Annotated in this window: 20 protein-coding genes and 1 CRISPR repeat array; of the genes, 19 read left to right on the plus strand and 1 reads right to left on the minus strand. The window is 46.6% G+C overall.

What is annotated here, in order from left to right:
• Positions 1 to 373 precede the first annotated feature (373 nt).
• The 19 genes from SGLY_RS04525 (at position 374) to SGLY_RS04620 (ending at position 24,665) form a co-directional block, all read left to right on the plus strand.
• Positions 374 to 1,042 carry an LPS-assembly lipoprotein LptE gene (locus SGLY_RS04525; protein ID WP_013624114.1) on the plus strand — a complete coding sequence of 223 codons (669 nt, stop codon included), beginning with the start codon at positions 374 to 376 and terminating at the stop codon, positions 1,040 to 1,042.
• A 454-nt stretch (positions 1,043 to 1,496) separates the two neighbouring features.
• Positions 1,497 to 2,204, plus strand: coding sequence for a GNAT family N-acetyltransferase (locus SGLY_RS04530; RefSeq protein ID WP_013624115.1), 708 nt, complete (start codon positions 1,497 to 1,499; stop codon positions 2,202 to 2,204).
• A gap of 79 nt (positions 2,205 to 2,283) precedes the next feature.
• Positions 2,284 to 2,811 (plus strand): hypothetical protein, encoded by a 528-nt coding sequence (locus SGLY_RS04535; RefSeq protein WP_052298606.1) that lies wholly within the window; start codon positions 2,284 to 2,286, stop codon positions 2,809 to 2,811.
• 641 nt (positions 2,812 to 3,452) lie between these two features.
• Positions 3,453 to 4,454 (plus strand): helix-turn-helix transcriptional regulator, encoded by a 1,002-nt coding sequence (locus SGLY_RS04540; protein WP_013624116.1) that lies wholly within the window; start codon positions 3,453 to 3,455, stop codon positions 4,452 to 4,454.
• A gap of 396 nt (positions 4,455 to 4,850) precedes the next feature.
• Positions 4,851 to 7,367: a CRISPR-associated helicase/endonuclease Cas3 gene (locus tag SGLY_RS04545; RefSeq protein ID WP_013624117.1), complete on the plus strand. Its 2,517-nt coding sequence runs from the start codon at positions 4,851 to 4,853 to the stop codon at positions 7,365 to 7,367.
• A 12-nt stretch (positions 7,368 to 7,379) separates the two neighbouring features.
• Complete coding sequence (cas5c, locus tag SGLY_RS04550; protein ID WP_013624118.1) at positions 7,380 to 8,099, plus strand: type I-C CRISPR-associated protein Cas5c; 720 nt, start codon at positions 7,380 to 7,382, stop codon at positions 8,097 to 8,099.
• The gene (gene cas8c / locus SGLY_RS04555; protein WP_013624119.1) at positions 8,096 to 10,060 is read left to right on the plus strand and encodes a type I-C CRISPR-associated protein Cas8c/Csd1; all 1,965 of its coding nucleotides are present in this window, start codon (positions 8,096 to 8,098) and stop codon (positions 10,058 to 10,060) included. Before cas5c ends, cas8c begins: the two co-directional genes overlap by 4 nt.
• A 67-nt stretch (positions 10,061 to 10,127) precedes the next feature.
• Positions 10,128 to 10,994, plus strand: coding sequence for a type I-C CRISPR-associated protein Cas7/Csd2 (cas7c, locus tag SGLY_RS04560; RefSeq protein ID WP_013624120.1), 867 nt, complete (start codon positions 10,128 to 10,130; stop codon positions 10,992 to 10,994).
• 6 nt (positions 10,995 to 11,000) lie between these two features.
• Positions 11,001 to 11,693, plus strand: coding sequence for a CRISPR-associated protein Cas4 (cas4, locus tag SGLY_RS04565; RefSeq protein WP_013624121.1), 693 nt, complete (start codon positions 11,001 to 11,003; stop codon positions 11,691 to 11,693).
• Positions 11,690 to 12,721, plus strand: coding sequence for a type I-C CRISPR-associated endonuclease Cas1c (cas1c, locus tag SGLY_RS04570; protein WP_013624122.1), 1,032 nt, complete (start codon positions 11,690 to 11,692; stop codon positions 12,719 to 12,721). Before cas4 ends, cas1c begins: the two co-directional genes overlap by 4 nt.
• Before the next feature lie 10 nt (positions 12,722 to 12,731).
• Positions 12,732 to 13,037, plus strand: coding sequence for a CRISPR-associated endonuclease Cas2 (gene cas2 / locus SGLY_RS04575; RefSeq protein WP_013624123.1), 306 nt, complete (start codon positions 12,732 to 12,734; stop codon positions 13,035 to 13,037).
• Between the two features lie 151 nt (positions 13,038 to 13,188).
• Positions 13,189 to 16,229: a CRISPR direct-repeat array (repeat unit 32 nt; unit sequence GTCGCACCCCGCAGGGGTGCGTGGATTGAAAC).
• Between the two features lie 717 nt (positions 16,230 to 16,946).
• Entirely contained in the window at positions 16,947 to 18,224 is a 1,278-nt protein-coding gene (locus SGLY_RS04585) for an O-acetylhomoserine aminocarboxypropyltransferase/cysteine synthase family protein (RefSeq protein ID WP_013624125.1), read from the plus strand.
• A gap of 245 nt (positions 18,225 to 18,469) precedes the next feature.
• Positions 18,470 to 18,919: a MarR family winged helix-turn-helix transcriptional regulator gene (locus SGLY_RS04590; RefSeq protein WP_013624126.1), complete on the plus strand. Its 450-nt coding sequence runs from the start codon at positions 18,470 to 18,472 to the stop codon at positions 18,917 to 18,919.
• Between the two features lie 124 nt (positions 18,920 to 19,043).
• Entirely contained in the window at positions 19,044 to 19,337 is a 294-nt protein-coding gene (locus SGLY_RS04595; protein ID WP_148228067.1) for a hypothetical protein, read from the plus strand.
• Positions 19,247 to 19,438, plus strand: coding sequence for a DUF362 domain-containing protein (locus SGLY_RS18615; RefSeq protein ID WP_083811183.1), 192 nt, complete (start codon positions 19,247 to 19,249; stop codon positions 19,436 to 19,438). Before SGLY_RS04595 ends, SGLY_RS18615 begins: the two co-directional genes overlap by 91 nt.
• A gap of 559 nt (positions 19,439 to 19,997) precedes the next feature.
• Positions 19,998 to 20,768 carry a sulfite exporter TauE/SafE family protein gene (locus SGLY_RS04605; protein WP_013624127.1) on the plus strand — a complete coding sequence of 257 codons (771 nt, stop codon included), beginning with the start codon at positions 19,998 to 20,000 and terminating at the stop codon, positions 20,766 to 20,768.
• A 271-nt stretch (positions 20,769 to 21,039) separates the two neighbouring features.
• A complete protein-coding gene (locus tag SGLY_RS04610) occupies positions 21,040 to 21,438 on the plus strand; it encodes a BlaI/MecI/CopY family transcriptional regulator (protein ID WP_013624128.1) in 399 nt (132 codons plus the stop codon).
• Positions 21,431 to 23,113: a M56 family metallopeptidase gene (locus SGLY_RS04615; RefSeq protein WP_013624129.1), complete on the plus strand. Its 1,683-nt coding sequence runs from the start codon at positions 21,431 to 21,433 to the stop codon at positions 23,111 to 23,113. Before SGLY_RS04610 ends, SGLY_RS04615 begins: the two co-directional genes overlap by 8 nt.
• A gap of 271 nt (positions 23,114 to 23,384) precedes the next feature.
• On the plus strand, positions 23,385 to 24,665 hold the full coding sequence (locus tag SGLY_RS04620) for a M14 family metallopeptidase (RefSeq protein WP_041445048.1): 1,281 nt from the start codon (positions 23,385 to 23,387) through the stop codon (positions 24,663 to 24,665).
• Between the two features lie 292 nt (positions 24,666 to 24,957).
• Here the strand turns inward: SGLY_RS04620 and SGLY_RS04625 are convergent, their stop codons facing one another.
• On the minus strand, positions 24,958 to 25,977 hold the full coding sequence (locus SGLY_RS04625) for a D-alanine--D-alanine ligase family protein (RefSeq protein WP_013624131.1): 1,020 nt from the start codon (positions 25,975 to 25,977) through the stop codon (positions 24,958 to 24,960).
• Positions 25,978 to 26,178: the final 201 nt, after the last annotated feature.

Genomic DNA, 26,178 nt, shown 5'->3' on the forward strand with positions numbered 1-26,178 from the left:
AGATCGCTTTTTGAGAAGCATAACGGGGATCAATCCTTTGTTTTTCATTCAGACAAAATTTTTAGAAAGTACAAACCATATGGATAAGGTTTTAAGTTCAAAGTAAAAAGAAGAAGGGTTTTCTAATTAATTGTAATTTTTTCCCGTTTCCAGGCAATGCTTTGGAAATATCAGCTTTTGGCTAATTTGGGCTGAAATATTCAGTAAAAAGAATTTAATTTCAAGAGATGGTAGAATATGGGCCAATCCTTCTTTGATTTTCATAATCTTCTATCCTATGATCAAGATCAGCCCCTCAATTCAACTTTGGTCTGCTGAGTAAAAATCAATAATGATGACTGATTCCTAAAAAATAATTTGGAGGGATAAGAGAATGAGAAAAGTGAGCTATATTTTCTTCATCATGCTGGTTACAGCCGGTCTCTTGTCAGGATGTGCCAGGAAAGATTCGCCCGATCCCGAGGCCAATCTCACCAGCGCTCCGGCCATGACCCAATCCTTAAAACAAGCATTAAAATTATCTGATGCAGAACTGGTTGAAAAATACTGCAGCGGCATCGACCTCGTCCTGGCCGATAATCTGCTGTTCGCCCAGGCCAAAGATATTCCCGCGGAAACCCTGTATATATTTTTTTGCTACATAACTGGCTCGCCAGAAGGTTCGGAGAATATTCAGGAAAAATGGTACAATAAAACGGATGACAAATACCATGTGCCGGTGGCCGACATCGAAGAAGTATTAAACCGCTATTTTGACGGTGTTGTTTTCGATCCTACTGAGATTGAAGAAGTAAACAACGAAACCGGAGCCTACTTACACTACGATACAAAGACAAAGGAATTTATCGCTAGCGGGTTAGGAGGATTTGGCGGGGGGCGCTTCCCGAAATTAGCTGCCAAAGAACAGCTTAGTGACGATACCTTGAAACTGACCGTTGATTATTATGATCCCGAATATAAAAATGTTTTCTATACTAAAGCCTATACAATTCGATTTACCGAGGAAGGCTATCAGTATTTGTCCATCAAAATGGTGGTGTAGGGTATCTTTGCCGCTCGGCAGTCAAAACAGGGCTATGGGCTGTTTGCCGGTGTGCTCCCCACCAAGGGAAATCTGAAAAAATTTGTCATCACCGTCATCACAGATCATCGGGGTGGCGGGTTTTTCTTATCCGGCCGGCAGCGTCTGATCTGGTCTCCATCGGTGTCTGGGTTTCTGATAATAGTTAAGAAATCAAATGAAATGGAACAAAACCTTGATTCCTTCCATAGACTATACGGGCAAAAATTGTCTGCGACAAATATTATTTAGCCAAGGAGAGATAATGATGTCGGCATGGGACGATTTGGCTGGTTCGAAGGTAGCGGGTTACGACAGTTTTCCAACCCCAGTGAGTAACAAATACTTGAATAAACCTAACTGCACTTGGTATTGCTGGAATCGAGCGAGTTATCAGGCAGGAAAGCAGCTTGTATAAACGAAAAGGAAAATAAAAATGGAAGAGACAAAAAGCAATCATAAAGGCAATAAGCATGTCCGTAAGATAAAATTGCGATTGGAGCAGCCGGCGGACTATCGAAAGGTGGAAGAACTCACGCGGGAAGCCTTTTGGAATCACTATGTGCCGGGCTGCAACGAGCACTACCTGCTGCATATCATGCGGGATTGCGGAGCGTTCATCCGGGAACTTGATACCGTTGCGGAAATTGATGGAGAGATTGTTGGGAACATCGTTTATACGAAGGGGAAGATACTCGGTGACGACGGAATAAGCCGGGAGGTATTAAGCTTTGGCCCCGTATCAGTGCTGCCTGCACTTAAGGCCGCGGGTATCGGCAGCGCCTTGATTGAATACACCCTCGCCCGCGCAAAAGAATCCGGTCACGGTGCGGTACTGATATATGGCGATCCCGCGTATTATCAGAGATTCGGCTTTATTTCCGCTGAAACGTTTGGCATCGGGACAGCGGATAATATGTACGCGCAACCTCTTCAGGCACTGGAATTACGGGAAGGAACACTTCGCGGCTGCAAGGGGCGGTTCTTTGAGGATGCTGTTTACGATATCGACGAAGAGGCTGCCGCTGAATTTGATAAGACTTTCCCTGATAAAGAGCTTCAGGATGATTTGCCGAGCCAGGAAAGGTTCCGCTGCCTATTGGGATTGAGGCGGCCAAGAGGGGCTGGCGGTGGTAAGGAATGACAAAGACGATTGTTCCGATAATTTTTGATTTCTGCAGCTAGGGGATATTCTAAGACGGGCGCAAGGGCTTTCTTCAAAATTGACAATTCCTTCAGCCGTTCCAAGTATTACCCAGATTTTAGGCAATCCAAATCAAGGCAGCGGTGGTTTTGCCGTAAATATACCGTATAATCATTTGGGTATTGTATCAATAGTATTATTGATCCTCTTTATGCTGGCAGGTGCTTTCTTAAAAGGGGGATTTTTAGGCTGTGTCCTTGCGGGGGTTAACGATCACGAGGTTCGTATAGGCACTTTTATGGCGATGGCAAAAAAATATTTTTTGCGGTTTATTTTACAGTCATCCATCACCTTCATTTTGGTGATTGCTTTTGTACCGTTTTTCTTTATTCCAGGACCGCTGGTCCTATTTCTCTTCATTGGCATAATAATTTTATTTTTTTATCTTATGTTTTGGGATTATATTATTGTTGTTGAAAACGCAAAGCTAATAGATGCTGCCCGAATTTCTTGCAGCCTTGTTCAATCTAATTTAAGAAAGGTGCTCTCTTTGGTAATCCCTGTTTCCATAATAACCGCTCTTTTTGGTATCTGGCGAATGCCCTGATTGCGGCTCATCTTATTTTTGCGGTCATCGCTATTGCCGCCTATGCGTATTACGGAACAGTAGTTATTTTTACAATAATGATATTTTATCTAGAGTCCAGGAGAAAGATGGAGAACGGATACGATGGGGATATGTCCGGGAGCTGAGAGCTCAGTCCCTTGCAGACGTTTGTCGAGGTCGGCCGGTCAAAATGGACACTGGTGTCCAATTTGAAGCCGGTTGAAAGAGGAGAATCAGGAAAGGGGTCCGGAGGGAGAGCGATTTCCGGGCAGGGACGATTAAACAGTGGCCGCCCAAAAGCCCATGGGGCTACTGATGCATGATATTCAAAAACCACAGGAAATGTTTCTAATTTTAATTTGTGGAATAAAAAAGTTCAATATTACGCATTAGTTGTATGATAATTTGTGTTTGCTTTCAGCAAACTCGAACAACTTTTCGGATCAAGACTGGAGGAAGGAACGGCGGCTGAAGATGCTGTCGTTTTTTGTGTATCCTTTTAAAAAAAATTTCCAATTGAGGTAGGATTATGCGGATATTTGTTTAATCATATCTCATATTGTTTATGACAAACTATTGTCGCTGTATTTTTGCCATGGTTTGCCATTCGCGATAGAATAAAAAAAACAGCGGAGGTTGTGATGAATCATACTGATCGTACGGAGCGTCTGCTAAATCTCATCTACACCATCCAAAAATCCCCGGGGATTCAGGCCAAAGAGCTGGCTGAAATTTTCGGACGTACATCCCGCACGATTCAGCGGGATATTTGCGATCTCCGTAAATATGGCTTCTTCATTGATTCTTCAACGGGAGCAGCGGGCGGATTCAGGTCGCGCGGTTCGTATTTTTTAAAACCGCTGGTATTTTCCGGAGAAGAGGCTCTGGCAATCTTTGTGGCGTCAAGAGTATTGCTGGAGCAAAAAGGGTTCCCGTTTCGCGGCGACTTGGAATCGGCGCTGGCCAAAATCTCTCAGGTTATCCGGGAGAAAGACGAGGATTTCTTTAAAAGCCTGGAGCCCCGCACCAGCATCGTAGTGAAACAGATCAAGGATTATTATCCCTGGGGAGAGGTCTTTACGGAGATGAACCGGGCCATCCTGGACCGCGCTATGATTGAGATCACATACGATTCCTACAACAGTGGCACAGTCTCTGTCCGCAAGGTCAATCCCTATCACATTATGTTTAAGGAAGGGTGCTGGTACTTGATCGCTTACTGCCACCAGCGGGAAGAGATCCGGATTTTTCGGGTGGACAGGATCAAGGATTTACATAGGACGGATGAACAATTCCCAAGCCCCGAGGACTTTTCCTTGCAGGAATACTTCAGGGAAAGCTGGCAGATGGGCAAAGGGGAGCCGGTTACGGTAAAAGTCCGTTTCGAGCCGCCGGTATCCAGGCTGATCCGGGAGAATACCTGGCATCCGGCCCAGGAGATCGAAGAACTGGAGGGTGATAGGCTGATCTATACCGTACGGGTGGAAGGAACATACGAGATCAAGCAATGGATATTGAGCCATGGCGCGGCGGCGGAGTGTCTGGAGCCGGAGGGGCTGAGGGAGGAGATCGGGAGGGAGTTGAGAGAGATGGCGGAGAGGTATGCTTTACGAGAGACTCCAGATTTTAGCTTTAAAATATGAGCTGGAGAACACCAAAGATGTTTAATGATTTTTAGAAAAATTGCCAATGGCGGAGATCTGATACGAGAATATTTTTTCATGACATTGTTGCTCCTTAAATATATATAAACTATTTATACTTATTCTTTGCAGTTCGAAAAGGTGAGAGCATACCACTTATTTATCCTGAATATTAATGAGTGTCAGTATAATCTGTGGATTGAAGCAGGATCAATAATTGGTACCTTTTTGAAGGCAAGACTAAGTGAACTCTGCATTTAAGTAGGGTTCACTTAGTCTTTTTGAGACAGATAGGAATTGTCTTTATATATTTAATTTACTGTATTGGCTTCTTATGAAAATGCAAATGTTTGTTTATATATTTCATAGGTTCAATGGAAAGGATGAAAGGATAAGGTGGAATACAATAAATATAAAGATGAGAGTAATCCAAAGTTTATAGCGCATCACCGTGAAAAGGACGGAGAGAAGCAGTTTTTAGAGGAGCACCTTGAAGAAGCATCTGTCTTAGCGGGGAAATTTGCAAAAAAAATTGGCTTGGAAAAGCATGGGGAACTCATCGGTCTGTTACACGATCTTGGAAAAGCAACGTTTGAATTTTACCAATACATCGGATCAGCAACCGGCTTAATTGATCCTGATGAAGATGATTATATAGATGCATCCGGAAAGAAGGGGAAAATTGACCATTCTAGTGCCGGTGCTCAAGTTATTTATAATTACTTCTCTGGTATAAACAAAGAAAGTGCTTTCGCCTCCCAAATCTTGTCCTTGATAATAGCCTCTCACCATTCTGGACTAATTGATTGTTTGAGCCCAGATGGAATTGATAATTATTCGCGTCGGATGAAAAAATCGGATGAAAAGACGAGAACGAAAGAAGCGTTGACGAACGTCAACGACATCATAAAACGCAAGATGGAAAAAATATTGTCCGATGGCAATTTCATCAGCGATTTTAATCTTAAGCTTAAATCGCTACAAGAATTCAATGATTCAGATGATACTTTTATGTTTAAGGCTGGATTACTGACAAAATTTCTCTTTAGTTGTCTAGTTGATGCAGATAGATTAAATACCGCTGATTTCGAGTTTCCTGAGAGGCTTAAACTGAGAAATCAAGGAGATTATGTTCCTTGGCAGATACTTATTGACAAATTGGAAAAGCATTTAAGCGATCTTGAAAATAAGACAGAGATTAAAAATGAAGAGCAGAAAAGGGTAAATAAGCTGCGTAAGGAGATTTCCGATCATTGTTTGAAATTCTCAGAACAGCCCAAAGGACTCTATCAATTAACAGTGCCTACGGGTGGGGGGAAAACCCTTTCAAGCTTACGTTTCGCTTTAAACCATGTGAACCATCACGAAATGGATAGAATTATTTATGTCATTCCATACACCTCGATTATTGATCAGAACGCTGAAACCGTTAGAAAAATAATGGTAGGTGAAATAGAACAAGTGACTGATATGAGAGAGGTGGTCCTTGAGCATCATTCCAATCTCACCCCGGAGGAGGAGACCACCCGTCAAAAATTATTGGCTGAGAACTGGGACGCGCCGATCGTTTTTACCACAATGGTACAACTGTTGGAAACGCTATTTGGATACGGAACTCGAAGCGGCAGAAGAATGCATCAATTGGCCAATACGGTGATTATCTTTGATGAAATTCAAACCTTACCTGTCCAATGCGTATATCTCTTTAATATAGCGGTTCGGTTTTTGCTCAAGACTTGCGGTTCGACAGTAATACTTTGCACCGCGACGCAACCGTTATTAAACAGCGAAATCCTTGGTAACAAAGCTTTATCGATTGGACCACAACAGCAAATGATATCAGATGTTCGAAAGTTATTTGAGGATCTGAGAAGGGTGGAGGTTTTTGACCGGTGCAAAGTCGGAGGGTGGACAATTGAAGAGATAGCTGACTTGGTTGAAACGGAATTAAAAGAGACGGGTAGCGTCTTGGCTATTGTAAACACAAAAAATTCAGCGAGCGCACTCTTTCAACAGGTCCGAAATAATCCGAAAGCCAAAGTGTACCATCTTAGTACAAATATGTGCCCGGCACATCGTTTACAATATTTGCAAGAGATTAAAGATTGTCTAGCTAATGAACAGCCGGTTATTTGCATCAGTACGCAATTAATCGAAGCCGGTGTTGATATTGATTTTGGCAGTGTTATCCGTTATCTGGCCGGACTGGATTCCATTGCCCAGGCTGCGGGGCGCTGCAATAGAAATGGTGCCAGACCGCAGCGCGGAAGGGTTTTTATTGTTAATCCGCTGGTGGAAAAACTCAACAAATTGACAGATATAAAAATCGGCAGAAAAAAGGCAGAACGTATATTGGAGGAATTTAAAACGGATTCTGCGCAATTCGAAGAAGATATTCTGGGGTTAAAAGCCATGGAGCGCTATTATCAATATTATTTTTACGAACGAAAGGAGGATATGAGTTATGTAGTAGGCCCAAAATCTGAAGCTGGCAGGTTGGATAATCTTTTTGGCTTGTTAGCGACAAACCCTAATTCCGTTCAAGAATATCAGCGGGTAAACTCTGTTTCACCGGAAACGTTTCTGCGCCAGTCTTTTATGACAGCCGCCAAAATCTTTCAGGCTATCGATTCGCGTACGCAGGGCGTCATCGTGCCATACGGTGAAGGCAACCGGATTATCAGCGAACTTTGTGAAGTAAAAGATCTTCATACACAATACCATTTGCTAAAAGAAGCGCAGCGGTATTCTGTAAATGTCTATTGCAATCAATTTGATGAATTAATCAAGCAGAAAATTATGCATGAAGTGCAGGAGGGGGCAGGGATATTCTACTTGGACAAGCAGTATTACAGCAAAGAATATGGTATGAGCGAAAGCAAAGTCAATGAGATGGAAACATTAACTTGTTAAGGGGGTGGTAACATGGAAAACAAAGTTGAGTTTAAAGTGTACGGAAAATATGCGCTGTTTACAGATCCACTAACTAAAATCGGCGGGGAGAAATGCAGTTACCAGATTCCAACTTACCAGGCATTAAAGGGAATCATGGAATCGGTGTATTGGAAGCCGACGCTCATCTGGTTTATTGATAAGATACGGGTGATTAAGCAAATTAAAACCCAGACTCGAAGCGCCAAACCTATTGAATACGGCGGAGGAAATTCCTTATCGATTTATACTTACCTTTCTGACGTTGAATACCAGGTGCAGGCGCATTTTGAATGGAACTTGCACCGGGAAGATCTGGCCAAAGACCGCAATGATAACAAGCATTTTTTTGTTGCCAAACGCATGATTGAGCGTGGCGGCAGAAGGGATATATTCCTGGGAACCCGTGAATGCCAGGGATATGTAGAACCTTGCAGATTTGGCGAAGAAGAGAGTTTCTATGACAATTACGGTGAACTTAGCTTTGATTTGATGTTTCATGGCTTTGATTATCCCGATGAGATTGGTAAGGATGAGCTTCAAGCCAGGTTCTGGCGACCGAAGATGATTGATGGCGTAGTGGAATTCATCCGCCCCGAACAATGCGAGATTCGCAAATTTATCAGGCCAATGTCGGCGCGCAATATTGAGTCGATCGGATTGGAAGAGGAAGGCCTCTTGGAAGGATACTCGGAAGAGGTGGTAAAGCGATGAGTTGGTTACAGAAACTTTATCAGACAGCTGAGAATTGCCAATCTATGATTGGATACGGTTCGGATGAAAATGAAGTACCGCTTCTGCCAATCTGCCATACGACTCAGAAGGCCCAGATCGAGATTGTTATTGATCAAGACGGCAATTTTAAACGGGCTAGAGTTATTCCAAAGGAGGAGGCCCGTACTATTGTTCCATGCACAGAGACCTCCGGCGGCAGATCGGGGAGGAAGCCTGAAACCCATCCTCTTTGTGATAAGCTCCAATACATAGCAGGAGATTTTGTGGAGTATGGAGGAGAGGTGACAAGCGGGTATGCCAAAAAGCCCAGAGAGCCGTATGAGAAATATACAAAAATTTTGAGCAATTGGTGTGAATCTCCATATCCCAATACTAAAGCACAGGCGATCTTGAAATATATCAAAAAACTAAATGTTATTAAAGATTTAATCGATTTTCAAATTTTATTTGTTGATGATAATAAGAAACTTTTAAAATCATGGGAAGAAGATGAGGAGTCAGAAAAAAACAAACCTGATATTTTTAAGTTGCTGCCAGGGAAAATAAATAAAAAAAACGGCGAAGTAGAAAGTTGGCAGGCGGATGCCTTTGTCCGCTGGATCGTCGAGATTCCGAATGATCCGCAATCTGCAGTTTGGACCGACGCAAGGTTATTTGATAGTTGGACTAAATATTATTCGTCAACGAAGGAAAGCAAGACACTCTGCTTAGTAACCGGAAAGGAAGTTATGGCGGCCGATCAACATCCTGCAAAGATAAGAAATGACGGGGATAAAGCCAAACTTATTTCAGCCAATGATACTAGCGGATTTACCTTCCGGGGGCGTTTCTTATCAGCAGAGCAGGCCTGTGGCGTTGGATTTGAAGTGACCCAGAAAGCACATAATGTTTTGCGCTGGTTAATCAATCGACAGGGATATAGAAGGGGCGATCAGGCAATTGTAGCCTGGGCCACTTCAGGAAAAGAGATTCCCGATCTCATGGCGGATTCTCTTTCAATGTTAGAATTGGCAGATATGGAGAATGATTCTGAGCCTGTAATATCAACCGTTCAAGATCTCGCACTCAAATTAAGCAAAAAAATTGCCGGCTATAGCGTCGAACTAGGCAGCACCGCTAATGTTGTGGTATTGGGGTTGGAGTCTGCTACACCCGGTCGGATGGCCATGACCTTCTACCGGGAATTGACAGGGTCTGATTTTTTAGACAGACTTGAAAAGTGGCATAAGATGTGCTGTTGGATACATGGTTATCGGTCTAAAGAAATAATTGATTCACGGACTGGTAAGAAAAGAACATTGCATTACAGATTTGTCGGCGCACCTGCACCTAATGATATAGCGGAAGCAGCATACGGTATGCGGGTAGATGATAGACTCCGGAAGGCAACGGTGGAACGTATTATTCCCTGTATCATTGATGGACGGAAACTGCCAAGAGATTTAATGGAATCCGCAGTCCGGCGCGCCTCCAACCGTATCAGCCTAGAGGATTGGGATTGGAACAAAACGCTCAGTATTGCTTGCGCACTTTATAAAAAATATCACGAGAAGGAGGATTTTGATATGGCATTGGATGAAAAAAGGAATACAAGGGATTATTTATACGGCAGATTACTGGCTTTGGCAGATAATATTGAAGAATGGGCAATCAATGATTCCGGGGAAAAACGGCAGACAAACGCAGCCAGATTGATGCAGCGGTTTGCCGATCGTCCCTATTCAACATGGCGTAATTTGGAGTTGGCATTAGGTCCCTATAAGGCTAGACTTGGAGGAAAATCTGCTGGCAGGCAGAAATTAATTTCAGAAGTTATTGATATGTTTAAGCCAGATGATTTTATTAGTGATAAGAAATTAAGCGGGGAATTTCTGCTTGGCTATCATAGTCAACGCGAAGCGCTCCGGAAAAAAAGAGACGAAGAAAAGCAAAATGACTGAGATCTCGTGAAGAAAATAAGCGGAATGATGCGATTAGGTGTCAATAAAAAAGGGAGGATTTAAACTTATGGAAACCTTGAAAAATAAAATTGACTTTGCGGTGATAATTAATGTAAAAAATGCTAATCCCAATGGGGACCCGTTAAACGGGAATAGACCGCGTGTCAACTATGACGGGATTGGGGAATTGACAGATGTTTGTATTAAACGAAAAATTCGGAATCGGCTAATGGAAGCAGGGTACGCCATTTTTGTTCAATCCGACGATAACCGGATTGATGAGTATCCAAGCCTTCGCAAGAGAGTTGAAGGGGAGATCAGCAAAGATGATTGGAAAGATGAGAAAAAATTTCGCGAAGCTGTTTGCAAAAAATGGATAGACGTTCGTGCTTTTGGCCAGGTCTTTGCTTACGAAGGGGGTAAGAAAGGTGAAGGGGTATCTATTGGGGTTCGAGGACCGGTTTCAATGCATTCTGCATTTTCTGTAGCGCCCGTACTTGAACGCATTTCCAGTATTCAAATCACCAAAAGTGTAAGCAGTGAAGGTGATGGAACTAAACGTTCTTCCGATACAATGGGAATGAAACATAGGGTGGATCACGGCGTATACGTTTTTTACGGAAGCATGAATCCTCAATTGGCTAGTAAAACAGGATTCAGCGATGAGGATGCGGAAGCAATTAAGAAAGTTTTGGTGAATTTGTTTGAGAATGACGCTTCGTCTGCAAGACCGGAAGGAAGTATGGAGGTCTATAAAGTCTATTGGTGGAAGCACAATTGTAAGAATGGGCAATATTCGTCCGCTAAGGTTCATGGCGCACTAAAAGTAGAAGTAAAACTTGATGTGGATGTTCCCAAAGATATTGAAAAAGATTACGATATTACACTTCAACCGCTCTCTGAGTTGAATCCGGAAATCATACCTGGAAGGTAATCGCTTATGTCAGTTTATGAGGAAGACGACCTTCTCCTTCTCTCCGGCATCCAGCACATGGCCTTCTGCGAACGGCAATGGGCTCTGATCCATATTGAACAGGTCTGGGCGGAGAGCTCTCGCACGCTGGAAGGAAAATACCTCCACGAAAAAGCCGATGATCCGTTCAAGAATGAGACGCGCAGCGATCTCCGGATTGTCCGGGCCATGCCGATTGTATCCTATCAGCTCGGTTTGCGCGGTGTAGCTGACGTGGTGGAATTTCGCAGGGTGGAGAATCCGCCCGAAGGTATCGCCGTAAAGCTGGACAAGCGTAAAGGCTGGTGGCAGCCTTATCCTGTCGAATATAAACGGGGGCGGCCCAAATCGGATGACCGGGATGCGGTCCAGCTGTGCGCGCAAGCGCTCTGTCTGGAGGAAATGCTGAAAATCTCCATTGACTGCGGGTTCCTGTTTTATGGACAGACCAAGCACAGGGAACAGATTGAATTTAACCGGGTATTGCGGACACGGGTGGAGGAACTTGCCGGCAAGATGCAGAAAATGTTTGCCGAAGGGAAGACCCCCGGGGCGAAAAAGGGCAAGCATTGTTCATTATGTTCGCTGATCGAACAGTGTCAGCCGAATCTTACCGTCCGTCACCGTTCTGTCGAGGCATACCTGAAAAAAATGCTCGTCTGGGAGGAGGTCAACATTTGAGAAAACTGCTGAACACGCTCTATGTGACAATCCCGGATGCCTATCTGGCCCGCGAAGGGGAAAACGTTCTCATTAAAGCGGACAATGAGATAAAGTTCCGCGTCCCTGTGCACAATCTGGAAGGAATCGTCTGCTTTGCATTTACCGGGGCCAGTCCGGGGCTAATGGAGCTCTGCTGTGAAAGGGGAGTATCACTGTCTTTCCTTACCGAATACGGAAAATTTCAGGGCCGCGTGACCGGCAAGGTATCCGGTAACATTTTGCTGAGAAAGAATCAGTACCGCTGGACAGACCATGACGATGCCTGCCTTAGGCTGGCCAAAAGATTTATCGCGGCGAAAATTATAAACTGCCGGGCCGTCTTGCATCGGGCTGTCCGTGACCATCCGGACACTGTGGACAAAGCCTTATTGGTCAATATTATGAAGTTAATGTCTGATCTGGGCAAGAAAGTTGAGAAAGCAAGCGACCTGCATACGCTTAGAGGTGTGGAAGGACAGGCGGCCAGCTTATACTTTTCCGGGTTTAATGAGCTTATCCTCGCTCAAAAGTCCGCCTTTCAAATGACCGGCAGAAACAGGCGGCCGCCCTTAGACAGGGTCAACGCCCTCCTCTCATTTTTCTATACGCTGCTGGCCCATGAAGCGGCTGCCGCTCTGGAAAGCGTAGGGCTGGATCCTCAGGCCGGATTTCTGCACAGGGACAGACCGGGAAGAGCAAGTTTGGCGCTGGATATCATGGAAGAACTGAGGCCTCATTTTGCCGACCGGCTGGCGGTTACATTAATTAATCGCAACCAGATTGACAGTGATGGCTTCGTGATCAAGGAAAGCGGCGCGGTGGTGATGGATGACAGCACGCGAAAAGAAGTCCTGACAGCCTGGCAGAAGCGCAAGCAGGAGGAAATCACGCATCCTTATCTGGAAGAAAAAGTACCGCTGGGATTGGTTCCTTATATCCAGGCTATGTTAATGGCAAGGCATATCAGGGGAGATATTGAGGATTATCCACCATTTATCTGGAAGTAGGTGGTCAGCAATGATGGTATTGATAACTTATGATGTCAATGTCACAACGGATTCGGGGAAGAAACGTCTTTACAGGGTTGCCAAACAGTGCAAGAATTTTGGGCAGAGAGTACAAAATTCAGTGTTTGAGTGTTTGGTGGATCCGACGCAGTTTACCGAGCTAAAGCACCGGTTGGAAAGCATAGTTGATCCTGAAAAGGACAGCTTGCGCTACTATTATTTGGGAAGCAACTGGAAAAGACGAGTTGAGCACTACGGCGCCAATGAAGCTTATGACCCGGAGGGGGTCCTGATCATTGATGCGAACGGGAAGTGAACATTAATTTCCCGGTAAGTTCGCAACGGTGAAAATCTGCGGGAAAGATGTTTGTATGTGAGTATAGGGTGCAAAATTAGCTAAGCAGAAAATAACTTTCGCAAAACAAGGCCTTGAAATGCTTTGTTTATAATATTTCCCTTTAGGGGCTGTCGCACCCCGCAAGGGTGCGTGGATTGAAACCTGTACTTATGAGAATCTATTGATTATCATCCCACGTCGCACCCCGCAAGGGTGCGTGGATTGAAACCCTCATAGGAATCTAGTTTAAATTCAATAAAATCGTCGCACCCCGCAAGGGTGCGTGGATTGAAACTCTATCATTTTTGGCTCAAAAGCATTTCTGAGCGTCGCACCCCGCAAGGGTGCGTGGATTGAAACTGAGAAAAAATGATTGTCGGCCTGTCCATCTTTGTCGCACCCCGCAAGGGTGCGTGGATTGAAACTCGAAAACCCTTGATTGGTAATATTCGTTAAAGTCGCACCCCGCAAGGGTGCGTGGATTGAAACAGCTAATTCGGCTTGTGATAAGTCATTTCCGATGTCGCACCCCGCAAGGGTGCGTGGATTGAAACACTAATCCCGCCCTCTAAAATCCATAATTCCAAGTCGCACCCCGCAAGGGTGCGTGGATTGAAACATACATTTCGATCTGGAACGATAAAATCACGGCGTCGCACCCCGCAAGGGTGCGTGGATTGAAACCAGAAGGGCGTTCGCTATGGCACAGGCCAGGAAAGTCGCACCCCGCAGGGGTGCGTGGATTGAAACAGACCAGGACCCTTCGCGGCCAGGCTTTCTTCAGTCGCACCCCGCAGGGGTGCGTGGATTGAAACAAGAACAGCGCGTCCCAGGAGTACGGAACCGCCAGGTCGCACCCCGCAGGGGTGCGTGGATTGAAACAGGTCCGCTTTGTCGACAGCGAATGGACGGTCGTCGCACCCCGCAGGGGTGCGTGGATTGAAACTGGGTTCCAGGATCACGCCGGTCTGTTTGTTCGTCGCACCCCGCAGGGGTGCGTGGATTGAAACAGGTTGACCTTCCAGAAGCGGTCGGCGTAGGGGGTCGCACCCCGCAGGGGTGCGTGGATTGAAACCAGGGTGTCGATCGCTCTTTTCGTCCTGGCGGTGTCGCACCCCGCAGGGGTGCGTGGATTGAAACCGGCCCCGTTCGTCAGCATGGCCGAAGGCGACGAGTCGCACCCCGCAGGGGTGCGTGGATTGAAACCGGCCTGACCGGAAGAAAGAAGGTGTTAAACATGGTCGCACCCCGCAGGGGTGCGTGGATTGAAACTTCGGCTGGCGAACGGTCCTGAACGAGTACCGGAGTCGCACCCCGCAGGGGTGCGTGGATTGAAACAGCTTGCGTCTTCGCTTCCGCCATTCTGGGCCGGTCGCACCCCGCAGGGGTGCGTGGATTGAAACTTCCTGGCGCTGGCTTTCGCGCCCTTCACAAAAGTCGCACCCCGCAGGGGTGCGTGGATTGAAACATCGTGTTTCCCCCTTTTGACAGAAAAAAGGTCGTCGCACCCCGCAGGGGTGCGTGGATTGAAACTCAGATATGTTTATCTAATTAGATTTTAGTACTTGTCGCACCCCGCAGGGGTGCGTGGATTGAAACTTACCATATCCCAAACAGGAAGAATTATTTTATGTCGCACCCCGCAGGGGTGCGTGGATTGAAACAACATTAAAATCCGAATACCCAATATTTATAGCGTCGCACCCCGCAGGGGTGCGTGGATTGAAACCTCATATCTGTTATTGTCATATTATATCGGGCGCCGTCGCACCCCGCAGGGGTGCGTGGATTGAAACAAAATTACATTGACATCGAAGCCGATAACTGGGCAGTCGCACCCCGCAGGGGTGCGTGGATTGAAACTTGAGATTATTGTTTTGTTATGATTATGATTTGGTCGCACCCCGCAGGGGTGCGTGGATTGAAACCCGCTGCTTGGCCTTTTGGCTGTCTAAATCGTCGTCGCACCCCGCAGGGGTGCGTGGATTGAAACACGTCGAGAGCCAAATCATTCCCGACATCCCCGACGTCGCACCCCGCAGGGGTGCGTGGATTGAAACTCTTTTACCTCCGGCCATTTGCTTTTAGCCATCGTCGCACCCCGCAGGGGTGCGTGGATTGAAACTAACTAGGATCGCTGAAAATAATTGGCCTGGCGTGTCGCACCCCGCAGGGGTGCGTGGATTGAAACTTCTTTGCTAAGATTTTTTAATTCTGCTGTGTCCGTCGCACCCCGCAGGGGTGCGTGGATTGAAACAATCTTAAATTCCTTAAAGGCCTGCAAGATCATGGTCGCACCCCGCAGGGGTGCGTGGATTGAAACTTCTAGCCATTTTTCTATGCACGGCAAACAGGTGTCGCACCCCGCAGGGGTGCGTGGATTGAAACCTCGGTTTGAATCATTTCAGGACGCGCGGGACACGTCGCACCCCGCAGGGGTGCGTGGATTGAAACGGGCATTATACTTTAGGCATACCTATTAGGGTTGTCGCACCCCGCAGGGGTGCGTGGATTGAAACCGCATTATGGTCTGGATAATAGCGCGTTACGAAGTCGCACCCCGCAGGGGTGCGTGGATTGAAACATTTCAAGCCCCGTGTTAAAAAAGCAGTATTGGGTCGCACCCCGCAGGGGTGCGTGGATTGAAACTAGCGAAGTCCATGCTTGACCTTGGCCCCGCGTGTCGCACCCCGCAGGGGTGCGTGGATTGAAACCAGCCGTTCAAAGTAATTATCGTCTACTATAACGTCGCACCCCGCAGGGGTGCGTGGATTGAAACAGCGTCGGTCTCTGCGATTTTGCTGATGTATTTGTCGCACCCCGCAGGGGTGCGTGGATTGAAACAAAGAACAAAGTTTAAGGAATTATGCACTTTTTGTCGCACCCCGCAGGGGTGCGTGGATTGAAACGAAAAAGCGGGATTGATTGTATACTGCAAAGATGGTCGCACCCCGCAGGGGTGCGTGGATTGAAACTTCTTTTTTCCTCCCCTCCCCCACTCCGTAACATGTCGCACCCCGCAGGGGTGCGTGGATTGAAACATAGCTTTCTGCCATGGCTCTGAACCAGTCTCCCGTCGCACCCCGCAGGGGTGCGTGGATTGAAACGAAGTAATCGGTCATCAGAAAAAGTTTGATAGGTCGCACCCTTCATGGGTGTGTGGATTGAAACGGTGAACATCGTAATAAGTATGCCATCAATCTCAGTCTTCATCCTTCATGGGCCGACAGAAAGAGGCCAAGGCCCTGGTCAAACGCGGGGAATGGGGGAAAGGGCCCGAAGACCCGGAAAAGCGCCGAAAGGCTGATGAAACTCTGTAAAGGGTGTGAGCCGAACTCGGTTGACGGGCCAAAATGGACACTGGTGTCCATTTTGACTGATGCCAGGCCCTCCTCTACTGAGGCTGCGGAAGGGGAGCGGAATGAAAAAGAGTGCTTCGGAAGAGAAAGTAATCTTCCCCAAAATACCAAATGGAGGATCTTTAAAGATAAGGTTATTGCTGCTTATGCTGCACAAAGAGATTTGAGAGTCTTTAACCAACAGTCTGTATTTACAATACATAATTCCATCAAAATATTAGAAAAAATTCACGAGGAAATTGGGCAGGCCAACCAGTTCCATCATCAAAGACCTCTTAAACAAATGATTATTCCGGCCGCAAAAAGCGTTAGGAGTGAACTCAACTCTTCCCTTCCCTTCCTTCCCTTTCCTTTCTCTTCTCTTCTCATACTTCTTTTTCGGGACTCCATTCCAGCTTGTTCCGTCTTTTGGGCTGTCTTGTTCTCCGGGTCCATTATAGTTGCCAAGACCGGTCAAATAGGTGTACGATAAAACGACGGAAACAGCAAAACAGCGGGAACGCATAGGGTAATTTGGAGGAGGATCTTTATGTCAGGCAGAATAGAAACAAAATGCATTCATGAGGGCTGGAAGCCGGAGAAAGGGGCGCCCAGGCAGCTTCCGGTTTATCAGAGCACAACGTTCAAATATGATACCAGTGATGAGATGGGAAAACTTTTTGATTTAGAGGCCGAGGGTTATTTTTATACCAGGCTGCAAAATCCCACGAACGATGCTGTGGCGGCCAAAATCTGCGCGCTGGAAGGCGGAGCCGGGGCTATGCTTACTTCTTCGGGACAGGCGGCCAACTTTTACGCCCTTTTTAATATCTGTGAGGCCGGAGACCATTTCATCGCTTCCTCGGCCATTTATGGCGGGACATACAATTTGTTCGGCGTTACCATGAGAAAAATGGGAATTGAATGCACCTTTGTGGATCAGGATTTACCGGAAGAGGAATTGGAAAGATATTTTCAGGCCAATACAAAAGCAGTTTTTGGCGAGACGATTACAAATCCCACAGTATCCGTCTTTGATTTTGAAAAATTTGCCCGGCTGGCGCACCGGCATGGGGTGCCGCTGATTGTTGACAATACCTTTGCCACTCCGGTCAACTGCAGACCGTTCGAGTGGGGGGCCGACATCGTCACCCATTCGACGACAAAGTATATGGACGGGCACGCGGTGGGTGTCGGGGGCTGTATAGTGGACAGCGGCAATTTTGACTGGACAGCCCATGCGGAGAAGTTCCCGGGACTGACGACACCCGATGATTCCTATCACGGGCTTATCTATGCCGAAAGATTCGGCAAGGGGGCCTATATCACAAAAGCAACCACCCAGCTGATGCGTGATTTGGGCGCGATCCAGTCTCCGCAAAATGCCTTTTACTTAAATCTTGGCTTGGAAACCCTTCACCTTCGGATGAAGAGACATTGCGAAAATGCATTGGAAACAGCCCGGTTTTTAGAAAAACATCAGAAAGTAGCCTGGGTGAATTATCCTGGTCTTCAGAGCAGTCCATATCATCACTTGGCCGCGAAGTACCTCCCTGACGGCTCCTGCGGGGTGCTGGCGTTTGGAATCAAAGGCGGCCGAGAACGCTCGATTCAGTTTATGGACAAGCTGAAGCTGGCTTCGATCGTAACCCATGTGGCCGACAGCAAAACCTGCCTGTTGCACCCGGCCAGTCATACACACAGACAGCTGACAGATGAACAGTTAAGAAAAGCAGGAGTGGCCCCGGATTTGATCCGCTTATCGGTAGGGATTGAACATTCCGAAGATATTATTGAGGATTTGAGACAGGCACTGGAACAGATATAAAAATGACACACAGATAGACAGTACCTTTTTCTTGGGATGAGAAGGCTGAACGGAACAGATGGCACAGTGGGAAGGATCACTGCGCCGTCTTTTTTTTGCGGAAAGAATGATTTCCCCATTGCCGGACAGTGTTCCGTACAGCCGGTATATATAGCCAGGCCGGCAAAACGAAAATTTTGTTGACTGGGAAACAAAAAAGTGATAGACTGCTGATATTGTTTCCAAGTAAACAAAAGAGGGATGGTATGAATCAAAAGCTGAGAATCTTAGACACTCTGATCAAAATCCAAGAGCATTCGGACGTATTCGAGCCTAAACTAGCGGGGCTGCTGGATGAAATCAGCCTTGCGGAAGTACACTGTATTGACTGGATTGGGAGGCTTGACCATCCGAATGTAACAAAAATTTCCGAAAAGATGGGCCTGACGCGGGGAGCGATCAGTAAAATCAGCAAAAAGTTACTCAGCAAGGGCTTGATCGAGACTTATCAGGAGCCGGACAATCATAAAGAAATTTACTTTCGGCTGACTGAGAGCGGCCGGTCTGTTTATGGCGAGCATAAAAAGCTCCACAATGAAGTCAGAGAAGAATGGTTGTCCTTTCTCGAACACTACAGTGAGGACGAGCAAGCTGTGCTATTCCGTTTTCTCACTGAGATTGGCGATCTTCTTGACCGTAAATGGGCTGATCAGTAAAAAAAAGAAAAATAATTTGATTTCATTCTATACCGGGCGGTGCAAGAGGCTAAGTAATGGTCCACACAGGCGGCTATCCTTCTTTCCTGTGAAACCATGATGAACTTTTGCCGGTGAGAGCAGGGTGGTTTGGGCGACGCACCCTTGCTTTGCTGCGCCTAAACCGGACAGCGCCGCCGCAGGTTTGCCCGGAAGCTGTGTGATGGATCGATTGTTGCAGAAAGAAGAGGGTGTGAAATGCTCAAGAATATCCTGTCATCTCGTCTCTAAAAGAATGGAGATGGAAAGCCGAAAGGAAATCCGGCCACTGCTCTCTGCCGGTATCAGATTACCCCTGAAAAATGCCGGAGCTGCGACAAATGCAAAAAGGCTTGCAAGGCCGGAGCGATCAGGGGAGAGCGTGGCAAAGCGTATGTGATCGATGAACAAAAGTGCATCAAATGCGGAACGTGTATCAAACGGTGCAGGGATAAAGCCATAAAAAAATTGGAGATGTACTCCGGGGAAGCGAAACCGTAATTATTTTCTCCTGTCCGTATGATCAGATCTGATCTGATCTGATCATCATAGCCATTATTTTAACCATCCCTAAAATGTTGTGTCATACTCATTTTGAATAAGTTGGCCGCTCAAGCTTACACAGCCCTGCGCTCCGGCAATGACCTGCGGCTCATGAAGGATCACGCTGAGTTTATGCTTCAGAAACTCTTGAAAATAAAGGCATAAAGGACACCTTGATCGCTGGAAGCAGAGAAAAAATACATTGGAGGGAGAGCGCATGCTTGATATAATAGGAGGAAAAGTGGGGCTGATCTGATCAATCGCCCCGTCCTCTCGCAAAAAGTTCTGGGCAGGATGAGGCCGTCATCCAGAGAAGATCTTCGAGTGGAGTTTCTTTTGATCGGGAGAGATCATATAAAGAAATAACACCAGAGAAAATCGTTCCGGCAGGAATGTAAAAATGCTTGTGGCGGGGTGGAAGCCGTATAGGCCGCCGGTTCTTGCCGCTGCCCTGCTCTCTGCTGATTGCCCGGCGGCTGATACCATGAGATAAAATTCGGGAGGCCAACATACAGAAATGGGAATAAACATGGATGATTTTCTACAGCTCCTAAACCTGACTCAGATGCAATGCATCATCGTGATGGTCACCGCATTTCTCGTAGGGTTTTCAAAGACCGGGATCAGCGGTGTGCTCATGCTGGTGATCCCTATGCTGGCCAGCGTCTTTGGCGGAAGGGATTCTACCGGGATTTTGCTCCCGATGCTGTTGGTCGGAGATGTGTTTGCTGTCTGGTCTTATCGCAGGAGCGTCAATTGGAAAAAGGTGATTGCCCCCCTGCCCTGGGCCTTGATCGGCATGGTGATCGGCGCTGTCGTCGGCAAAGTGATCAGTGATCAGATATTTGTCATCCTGATCGGGATCATTGTTTTGTTCTGCTTAGGCATTTTATTGTACACGGAAAAAATGGGGAAAAATTTTGAAGTGCCCACCCAGACCTGGTTTTACATCACGGCGGGAATCTTAAGCGGATTCGCCACCATGATCGGAAATGCAGCCGGGCCGATTTTCAGTGTTTACTTATTGGCACTCGGATTGCAGAAAAATCATTTCATGGGAACCAATGCCTGGTTCTTCTTCATCATCAATTCGATCAAGGTTCCGGTGCAGATTTTTGCCTGGCATAATATGGGGATGCAGTTACTGATTCTGACAGCGGTCGTGCTGCCGGTAATCGCCCTGGGCGCGGTTTTGGGATTCTTTATCGTGAAAAAAATCAACGAGAAATTCTTTAGATATCTGATTATCGGCATGACAGCACTGTCAGCCTTGAGACTTTTTATGTGAAAACGCGTGATGTTTGGAACAGCGCGCCGCTCTGACAAGACGCTCCCGCTTCTGGCGGCAGCGTTTCTTTGTTGTTGAGGCCAAGCCGATTTTCTCAACCAGTTCAAAACAAGGATAAGCCCTCTTCCCGTTTTCAGGTCAGCCGGTATTTAATGGGAGCAAATATCTGAAAAAGCAGTTGTCTTCTACTTGGCAATATCATTATACATCGGTATAATGGAAAGCAAGCAGGACATCAAACGCTCAGCCATATTGTGGGGAGGGATATTTGGTGAACGATAAAATCAAGCGATTGGGTGACGCGGAGCTAGAAATGATGTTGGTGATATGGGATACTTCGGAGCCGGTTACGTCCAATTATATTTTGGAACGCTTGCATGGCCGCCGCGGCTGGGCGCTGTCAACCTTAATGACAGCCCTGGCCAGGTTAGCCGCCAAGGGCTTTGTCTATTGTGACAGAACGACCAGAACAAACCTCTATTCGGCCCTGATTTCGGCAGAAGAGTATAAGGCAAAGGAAAGCCGCTCAATTTTAGAAAAACTTTACGGCAACTCTTTGCAAAACCTTGTAACAAGTCTTTACGACAGTCACACGATAAATGACGCTGACTTGTCAGAGCTGCAGAAGCTGATCGAAAAAATTGAGCGAAGGAAGAATAACCATGCTTGAATCTCTTTTTGTTACGCTTCTTGAAGTCTCTGGGACAGCCGGCCTGATGATTTTGGTGTTGAAGCTGCTTTCGCCTCTTTTTAATCAATTCTATGCGTCAAAGCTGAAATATTGGATTTGGCTGGTTTTAGCGGTGCGGCTAATGATTCCCGTCAACTTTTCCATCCCGATGACACCTGTTGAAATGAGTATTCCCGATAGGCAAATGAACGCCTGGACAACCCCCGCGCCTACTCAGCAAAATCCTGGCGGCACGCCGCCGGTAATCAATCATCCCGTTACGGAAGCTCCCCCAATTTCCCTGACATTAATTGAAGCGGCTATGATCATCTGGATCATCGGTTGCGTGGTATTTTTGAGTAATCAAATAGCGGGGTATCTTGTATTGAAGAAAAAGGCCCTGCGTTGGAGCAAAGCCCCGGCAGATCCGCGAATTGTTGCCGCAGTCGCTCCTGCTTCAACCAGCGTTGGCCTGACTAAAACGATTACGTTACGCATAAGCGAGCGTGTAGCCGGCCCAATGATGATTGGCTTTACCCAGCCCATCCTTTTCCTTCCCCATGAGGATTATTCTGATACGGATATTGCCTTTATCATGCGGCATGAACTGACCCACTGCAAACGGCATGATCTGTGGTATAAACTGCTCCTTGTTTTTGTAAATGCACTGCACTGGTTTAATCCATTCGTATATCTCATGTTCCGTGAAGCAAGCGCGGATTTAGAACTCTCCTGCGACGATGAAGTCATAAAAGGGGTGTCCCCTGAGTTGCGGCGGGCCTATGGTGAAACCATTTTGACGGAGATAAAACGGCAGAAAAATTTTCAGACTCCCCTGTCTACCTACTTCTTCGGCGGACAAAAAAGGCTGAAGAGCCGTTTGCAGAATATCCTAAACACGAAAAAACGTGGAAATGGCACGGTTGTTCTTGTCCTCACCGTATTGGCAATTACTCTGGTGAGTGCGCTTGTCGCCTGCCGTGTGTCCGAACAGGGCATAAACGCAGACCAGATCGAGGAAATTAAAATTTCCATGCAGGACAAAGGACTTCAGGTAAGCGGTGATCACGTATATCCGAAGGAAAATCGGCAAGGGATACAAGGAATCGTGGACATCCTGAACAGGGCCTCACCCACCGCGAAAAAAAGCGTAAACGACGTCCCTCCCGATGACCGGGTGATCAAGGTGGAACTATTGCCCAATAAAACAGTGTACCTGTATCAGGACGGGGAAAAATACTACGCCGAAACGCCTTATGAAAGTGTTGCGGAGTTGACGAAAGAGGCGTACGAAACAATACTGGAAATGTTCGGCCCCATCCATCCTTTTCCGGAGGACACCGATAAAACCCAGTTTTTAGCAGCGCTGCAAACTATGCTGGAGCAATATCGTTCAGGCCAGCCCCCGGAAACCGGGATGGAACACAGGTTCGACCCCGCACCGCAGGGGCTGCTGTTGCCCAGTGTGAATTCCGCGGATGATTTTGAGCTTACCGATGGCAGCACGGAAAGCCTGTATGCCGCCATCATCCGCTTTGGGGAAAATGATGCATACAGCGTCAGAATGGCACTGAACCAATTTTCGGAAGACGGGGAAAACCGCTGGGGCGTTACAAGCGTCTATTTCAGTGGACCAGACACCGGCACTGACGAAAGCGCAGCCCAGGGCAGGTGAAGACAAAGGCCATGCTGACGGTATCTGACAGGGAGCCGGCACAGTAGAGGAGAATTCCGCTGGTCCTCATTAATAAGGCAATAATCTGTCTGCCAATTGCACATCGACAAGCGAATAATAAAAAAGTATCCCCGGGCATTTCGGAAAAATGGAAGGGGGTACTTTTTTGATTTGGCACAGGGCTTAACGAAGGAGATTGGTGTGCCGGGGGAATCATTTTTGGGCGGCATAACCCATAGACTATTGTGATACTAAAAAAAGGGTGATGCATGTGCGTATGTTAAAAGTCGGTCTCAGAGGAAATGATGTCGCGGAAGTACAAGCGCTGTTAAAACAACGGGGCTTCGATCCGGGGCCGGTTGACGGTATTTTCGGCACAAAAACGGAGCAGGCGGTCAGACGGTTTCAAAACGCCCGCGGCCTGAGCGCGGACGGAATTGTCGGTCCCCTTACATACCAGGCGCTTCAGGCAACCTCCGCTCCTTCCACGTATACTGTCCAGCCCGGAGACAGCCTATATCTGATCAGCAGCAGGTTCGGGATCAGCCTGGGCGCGCTGATGGCCGCCAACCCCGGGGTAAGCAGCTATGACCTGCAAATCGGACAGCGGCTGAACATCCCGGCCGCCGGAGGGGACATTGTTACCACCACGATCAACTACACCTATGACGTCCTGAACTGGGATATCTGGAGCCTGAAGGACCGTTACCCGGCGCTGGGAGTGGGGGTCGCCGGGCAAAGCGTCCTGGGCAGGAACCTGTACTACCTGAGACTGGGCAGCGGCCCGAATCAAGTGTTTTTTAACGCTTCCCACCACTCTCTGGAATGGATCACGACAGTTCTGCTGATGAAGTTCACCGAAAATTTTCTCAAAGCCTATACCGCGGGGACCGCCATCCGGGGATACCGGCCGCGGGATATCTGGAACAGGTCCTCCATTTACATCATTCCCATGGTGAACCCGGACGGCATCGAGCTGGTGTTAAACGGACTGCGCAGCGGGAACCCCTATGACGAGTCTCTGATCCGCTGGAATAACGGCAGTACAAATTTTTCCCGGGTTTGGCAGGCCAATATCCGCGGGGTGGATTTGAACCATAATTATGACGCTTCCTGGCAGTTGTCCAAGCAAGCCGAAGCCGCCTACGGGATTACCGGCCCGGGACCGACCCGCTATTCCGGCCCTTATCCAGAGTCCGAACCGGAGTCCAGGACGGTGGCTGATTTTACCCGGGCCCGTGATTTCCGTTTGGTGATCGCCTACCACAGCCAGGGGGAAGTCATTTACTGGAACTACCAAAACATGGCCGGAGCAGCGGCCCGGAATATCGGCGAACGCTTTTCCGCCGTCAGCGGCTACGCCCTGGATGAAACGACCGGGATCGCCTCCTACGCAGGGTATAAGGACTGGTTTATCGAAAGATATCGAAGGCCCGGCTATACCGTGGAAGTCGGGAGCGGGACCAACCCTCTCCCCATTTCCCAATTCCCGCAAATCTACAACGCCAATGAAGAATTGCTCCTGCTGGCTTCCGTGATTACGGCCTCATAGCAATCAGTGAGCGAGCCTTATTTCCGGCATTGACAAGTAAAAAAAAACAGGGGGCCATGATCATTTTTGAATGTTGCCCCCGCTCCTATCCTCAGATATATTTTTTGAAAAACCCGATAAATAGGGGTACTACACGCCGAAAAAATAGATACCCCTCTTTGCAGGCGCTCCACAGGGGGAATGGTTGAAGCTCATATAGCTTTCTTAACAAGTCTAAAAGAAAGATATGATTTATTCCCGTTTTTCAAAATGGGCCAATAGTGACAGATGTCCCCGAAAAATTTTAATGGATTTATATTGCGAAAGCTATCTTCTCACATAAATCACTATATGTAATATCATTTGCCAATGCTTCCTGTGGTAATAAACTTGTTGGTGTCATTCCCGGCAAAGTATTCGCTTCCAAACAGTAAGCATTATTGCTTTGATCTAATATAAAGTCTATTCGTGAATAAAAACCTAATCGCAAAAGATTATGAACTTTTACAGCACTATTCTGCAATAAATAACGAATTTCATTCGAAATATTTGCTGGGCATATTTCTCCTGTCAGACCTTTTTGATATTTATTTTTGTAATCATAAAAACCAATTAATGGTTTTATTTCAATTACAGGCAATGCTTCCCCGTTTAAAATCCCGACTGAAAATTCCCTGCCGACTATTTTTTCCTCAATAATAACAGAGTTCTCATATTTTTTAGCAAATTCAATAGCACTATTGAGTTCAGAAGGGGTTTCAACCATGGTAACTCCAACACTTGATCCACAACTACAGGGTTTAACAACACACGGATAATTGATGTCATCAAAATCAGTATCAGTTTGCAAATCAACATATTTCCAATGAGGTGTTAGAATATTATTTGATAAAATCAGCTTTTTCGATAAGTCTTTATCCATTGCCAAAAGACTGCCAACATAACCTGTACCTGTGTATTTTATCCCATTTATATCTAAAACGGCTTGTAATTTACCATTCTCACCGATTGAGCCGTGCAAAGCAAGAAAAACCACATCAGCTTCTTTGCACAAATCTATGATTCCATCACCAATTAAGCTCCCTCTATTATTAACACTCGCTTTAATAGCGTCCAGATCAGGTTCCTCTGGTGGAACCAGGTACGAAAAGGTTTTATTAGATTTTAGATTTATATATGCAGGTTCTATATGTTTGTTATTTATCCCTAAATATAAATCAAGCAACATTACGTCATGCCCTTTTTCGATTAATGCATTTGATATTAACGCACCCGAAGAAAGAGAAACATCTCTTTCAGGACTAAGTCCACCGGCTAATACTATTATTTTCAAACTAAACACCTCTCTTATAATATTATGCATGATATGAATATTATATCTACAGTTTAAAACTTAACCTGCTGGTGACCCTGATATCGCTGCGACCGCTGTTTAAATGAGAAAAGGGATTATTTGACGAGTATTCACTGCCCCAATGCGCAGTGTTCATAAGGAAGCAAATATCCAACACCACAATGATGAGATAGACGGCTA

It is taken from the genome of Syntrophobotulus glycolicus DSM 8271 (assembly GCF_000190635.1).
In the GTDB taxonomy this organism is placed as follows: Bacteria; Bacillota; Desulfitobacteriia; order Desulfitobacteriales; family Syntrophobotulaceae; genus Syntrophobotulus; species Syntrophobotulus glycolicus.